This window comes from Longimicrobiaceae bacterium (assembly GCA_035936415.1).
Taxonomy (GTDB): Bacteria; Gemmatimonadota; Gemmatimonadetes; order Longimicrobiales; family Longimicrobiaceae; genus JAFAYN01.
The window spans coordinates 1-4,024 of sequence record DASYWD010000212.1; the positions used below are offsets into that span (position 1 = coordinate 1).

Sequence of the window (4,024 nt, forward strand, 5' to 3'; positions counted from 1 at the left end):
GCCCCGGCCGCCGCGCTGCGATCCCTCCGCTCCGCCTACAGCCCGGCGCGGAGGCCGATCCCGACGCGCACCGCGGAAAGGTCCTGCCCCTCGATGGCGTCGTTGATCCGGGTATAGGTGACCTCCGGGGTCACGGAGATCACCATCCCCAGCGGGAAGCTGAGCCCGGCCCCGACCTCGTACCCCAGCTTGCGCTCGTTGTCGTGGCCGTGCCCGTCGTCCAGCTTGTGGTACACCACGCCGCCGCGGGCATACGGGCGCATGGGCAGCAGGCCCAGTCCCACGCGGACGCCGGCGTCCAGCCCCTGCTGCGTGAGCGTCTCGTCCCGGGCGTCCAGGTCGTACCCCGTCCAGCTGTACCCGCCGTAGATGCCGAGCAGGGGGTTCAGCTTCAGCGAGCCGTTCACGCCGAAGCCGTACCCGGTGCCGATCCCGCCCTCGAAGTCGGAGAAGCTGCCGGTTGGGACGGCCGCGCTGGCCCGAGCCTCCACGGCGAGGGGGACCAGGCTCTGCGCTCTGGCGCTCTCGGCAAGGCCGACTGCGGCGACGGCCGCCGCCATCATTACGATGCTCTTCTTCATGCTTCCTCCCGAAAAGTGAACGAACGTCTTCCCTCACCTGACGGCGGCACGGGCGTGTCCCGCGCCGCCGGGCCCCGGTCCAGGCACGGCGCGTGCCAGACCGACATCGTTGTACCGCAAGCACTTACGCGACACCTAACCCGGGATTCGCGTCCGATCCGGAGGACGCCGCGCCTCCCCGGGGGGACACAGGCGGCCCCGTGGCGGGCTCAGAGCCGCACCCGCAGCCCCACGTCCAGCTTCAGGAAGGCCGCGTCGCCGATGCCCTGCCCCGGCACCCAGGTGTACCCCAGCGCCGGAGTGACGGTGAACCGGGCCCCGCGGGGGTACTCGAAGCCCGCGGCGCCGTCCAGCCCGAGCTCCCAGTCGTGCCGGATGGCGTCCGGGTCGTCGGCGAGGTCGCCCTTGTAGAACACCAGCCCGCCCCGGACGAAGGGCTCGCCCCCCAGGGTGGCGGGGAGCGCGGTCCGCAGCCCCGCGTCGAAGCCGGGGAGCTGGTAGCGGACGTCGCGCAGGAGCCCCGTCTCGTCGTCCACCGAAAAGGCGTTGTAGGTGAACCCGGCGTACACGCTGGTCCCCCAGCCACCGTAGGTGGAGAAGAGGTACCCGACGCTCCCGCCCACGGTGAACCCCGAGCCGACCCCGTCCGCGAACTCGCCGGCGGGGAGGGTGGCGCCCCCGCGCGCCTCGAACGAGAGCGGCCGCGCCGCGGCGGCCTGGGCGGCGGCGGGGAGCGCGGGGGCGAGCGGCGCGAGCAGGGCCAGCAGGGCGAGCGTCTTCTTCATCGTACGGGGTTCGGTGCGGGCCGGCCCGTCCCTCCGGGAACGGGGGGAGCGGCCTCCGGCGCGGGGGGATTCTACACGCCGCACGGGGGCGCGGCAATCCGCGGCGCCTGCGGTGGAATTTTCCTTGCGAGAGCGCTCGCGGCAGGCCTCCTGTCGCTCCCGGCGCGGCCACCCTATCGTACGAGCCATGAGCATGACCCACCTCGACGGTCCGGGCCTCCGCGGCGCGCTGATGGCGGCGTCCGAGTACGTCCAGCGCAACCGCGCCGAGCTCAACCGGATCAACGTCTTCCCCGTTCCCGACGGGGACACCGGGACCAACCTCGCGCTGACCGTCTCCTCCATCGCCGACCACCTGCGCACCCGCGACGAGGCGTCGGTGGGCGTGGTCGCGAAGCGCGCGGCGGAGGCGGGAATCATGGGTGCCCGCGGCAACTGCGGGATGATCCTGTCCCACTTCCTCCTGGGCTTCAGCGACGCCGTGGGCGACCGGGCGCGCCTGAGCGTCGCCGAGTTCGGCCAGGCGCTGCGCAGCGCCACGGAGCACGTGTACCGTGCGCTGGAGAAGCCGGTGGAGGGGACCATGATCACCATCATGCGGGCGGTCGCCGACGAGGCGGAGCGCCTGCAGGACTCGGACTTCGTCGTCCTCTTCGAGCGCCTCCTGGTGAAGGCGCGCGAGGCGCTGGCCCGCACCCCGGAGCTCCTCCCGGTGCTCAAGGGCGCGGGGGTGGTGGACGCCGGCGCCAGGGGCTTCGTCCACATCCTGGAGGGGATCTCCGCCTTCCTCTCCGGCGACCCGCTCACGGCGCTGGAAGAGGTGCCGGCCTACGACGCCGAGCCCCTGGCCGCGGCGCAGGCCGAGTACCCCACGGAGAGCGAGACCTACCGCTACTGCACCGAGGCGCTGGTGCGGGGGAGCGCCCTCCCGGATTCGGACGCGGTGCGCGCCCACCTGCGGGAGCGCGGCGACTCGCTGGTGGTGATCCGCAGCGAGCAGCTTCTCAAGATCCACATCCACACCGACGAGCCGGAGGAGGTCTTCGGCTACCTGCGCACGCTGGGCGAGCTGGCCACCCACAAGGCGGAGGACATGCAGGCGCAGCACGCGGCCATGGAGCGGGCCGCCGCGTCCGGGCACATGCGCCTGGCCCGCCGCCCCGTCTCGGTGGTGGTGGACACCGCCTGCGACCTGCCGGACGAGGTGGTGCGCGCCCACGGGATGCACATGGTCCCGCTGAACCTGGTCTTCGGCGACCAGGTGCTGCGCGACCGCGTCGACATCTCCGCCGAGGAGTTCGCGGAGCGCCTCAAGGAGGGCGCGCACCCCAGCACCTCGCAGCCGGCGCCGGCCGCCTTCCTGAAGGCGTACGCGCGCGCCGCCGAGGAGGGAGAGGCCATCGTGGCGGTCCTCCTCTCCTCGGCCCTCTCCGGGACCTACGCCTCGGCGCAGGCGGCGGCGCGGCAGCGGGAGGACGGCGACACGCCGGTGCACCTGGTGGACTCGCGCGGGGGGTCGCTCCTGCAGGGGCTGATGGCGCTCAAGGCGGCGGAGCTGGGGGAGATGGCCTGGGAGCCGGAGCGCATCGTCGCGGAGCTGGAACGCATCCGCCAGCGCTCGGGCTTCTTCATCCACCTGGATACCTTCGAGCGGGCGCTGGCCTCCGGCCGCGTGGGGCGCGGCCGGGCGTGGCTGGGAAGCCTGCTGGACATCAAGCCGGTGCTGGACGTCGACGCCGAAGGGAAGCTGGACCCCATCGCCCGGGTGCGCGGGCGGAAGAACGTGCTCCCCAGGATGATGGAGATCCTGGAGCAGCGGGTCCCCCGCGACGTGCAGAAGGTGCGCTTCGGGGTGATGCACGTGGCCTGCCCGGAGGCGGTGGACGAGGTGTGCGGCGAGATCCGCAAGCGCTACGGCCGCGACCGCGAGATCATCGCGGCTCCGGGAACCCCCATCATCGCCACGCATGCGGGCGAGGGCGCCTGGGGGATCGCCTACCTGGTGGAGGACTGACCCCGCGGCCCGCGGGTCCGCTTCACGGACGACCGGAACGACCGGAGAGACACACGCCGCCCCCGCCGTGCGCCGATACATCGGCGTGAACGATGAATGCGCGCGTAAATTTCAATTTGTCTATGGGTGGGCGCTGCCTTATCCTTGGGGACCCTGATCCGCGGCCGGCCGCGTCGGCCGCCGACACACCCCGGGAACCACGATGACCGACCTTCTCCTCGCCAACCTCCTTTCGCCGCTGGTGCTGGCCTTCGCGCTGGGGATCGTGGCGAAGCTCCTCCGCAGCGACCTGTCGCTGCCCAAGGACCTGTACACGGCGCTCTCCATCTACCTGCTCTTTGCGCTGGGGCTCAAGGGCGGCGTGGAGCTTTCGAAGACCACCTGGGACGCGATCGCCCTCCCGGCGGCCGTGACGCTGCTGCTGGGCGTGGTCACCCCGCTCGTTGCGTACGCGTTGCTGCGGCGCGTGGGGCGGCTCTCCATCTCGGACTCGGCGGGGATCGCGGCGCACTACGGCTCCGTCTCGGCGGTGACCTTCATCGCGGCGCAGCAGTTCGTGGAGCGGATGGGAGCGCCCGCGGAGGGCTTCCTGCCCACGCTGCTGACGCTGCTGGAGGTCCCGGGGATCCAGGTGGCGCTGGCGC

General features: G+C 72.5%; 4 protein-coding genes. 2 read left to right on the forward strand and 2 right to left on the reverse strand.

What is annotated here, in order from left to right; all coding sequences use genetic code 11:
• Positions 1-35: 35 nt before the first annotated feature.
• Together VGR37_08395 and VGR37_08400 are read right to left on the reverse strand one after the other, a co-directional pair.
• The gene (locus VGR37_08395) at positions 36-581 is read right to left on the reverse strand and encodes an outer membrane beta-barrel protein (GenBank protein ID HEV2147410.1); all 546 of its coding nucleotides are present in this window, start codon (positions 579-581) and stop codon (positions 36-38) included.
• Positions 582-790: 209 nt separating this feature from the next.
• Positions 791-1,366, reverse strand: a complete 576-nt coding sequence (locus VGR37_08400) for a hypothetical protein (GenBank protein ID HEV2147411.1) — start codon at positions 1,364-1,366, stop codon at positions 791-793.
• Between the two features lie 193 nt (positions 1,367-1,559).
• Between VGR37_08400 and VGR37_08405 the strand changes: the two genes are divergently transcribed.
• Together VGR37_08405 and VGR37_08410 are read left to right on the forward strand one after the other, a co-directional pair.
• Entirely contained in the window at positions 1,560-3,380 is a 1,821-nt protein-coding gene (locus VGR37_08405; GenBank protein ID HEV2147412.1) for a DegV family protein, read from the forward strand.
• 202 nt (positions 3,381-3,582) lie between these two features.
• A partial coding sequence (locus tag VGR37_08410; protein HEV2147413.1) for a sodium-dependent bicarbonate transport family permease occupies positions 3,583-4,024 on the forward strand: 442 nt, incomplete at its 3' end.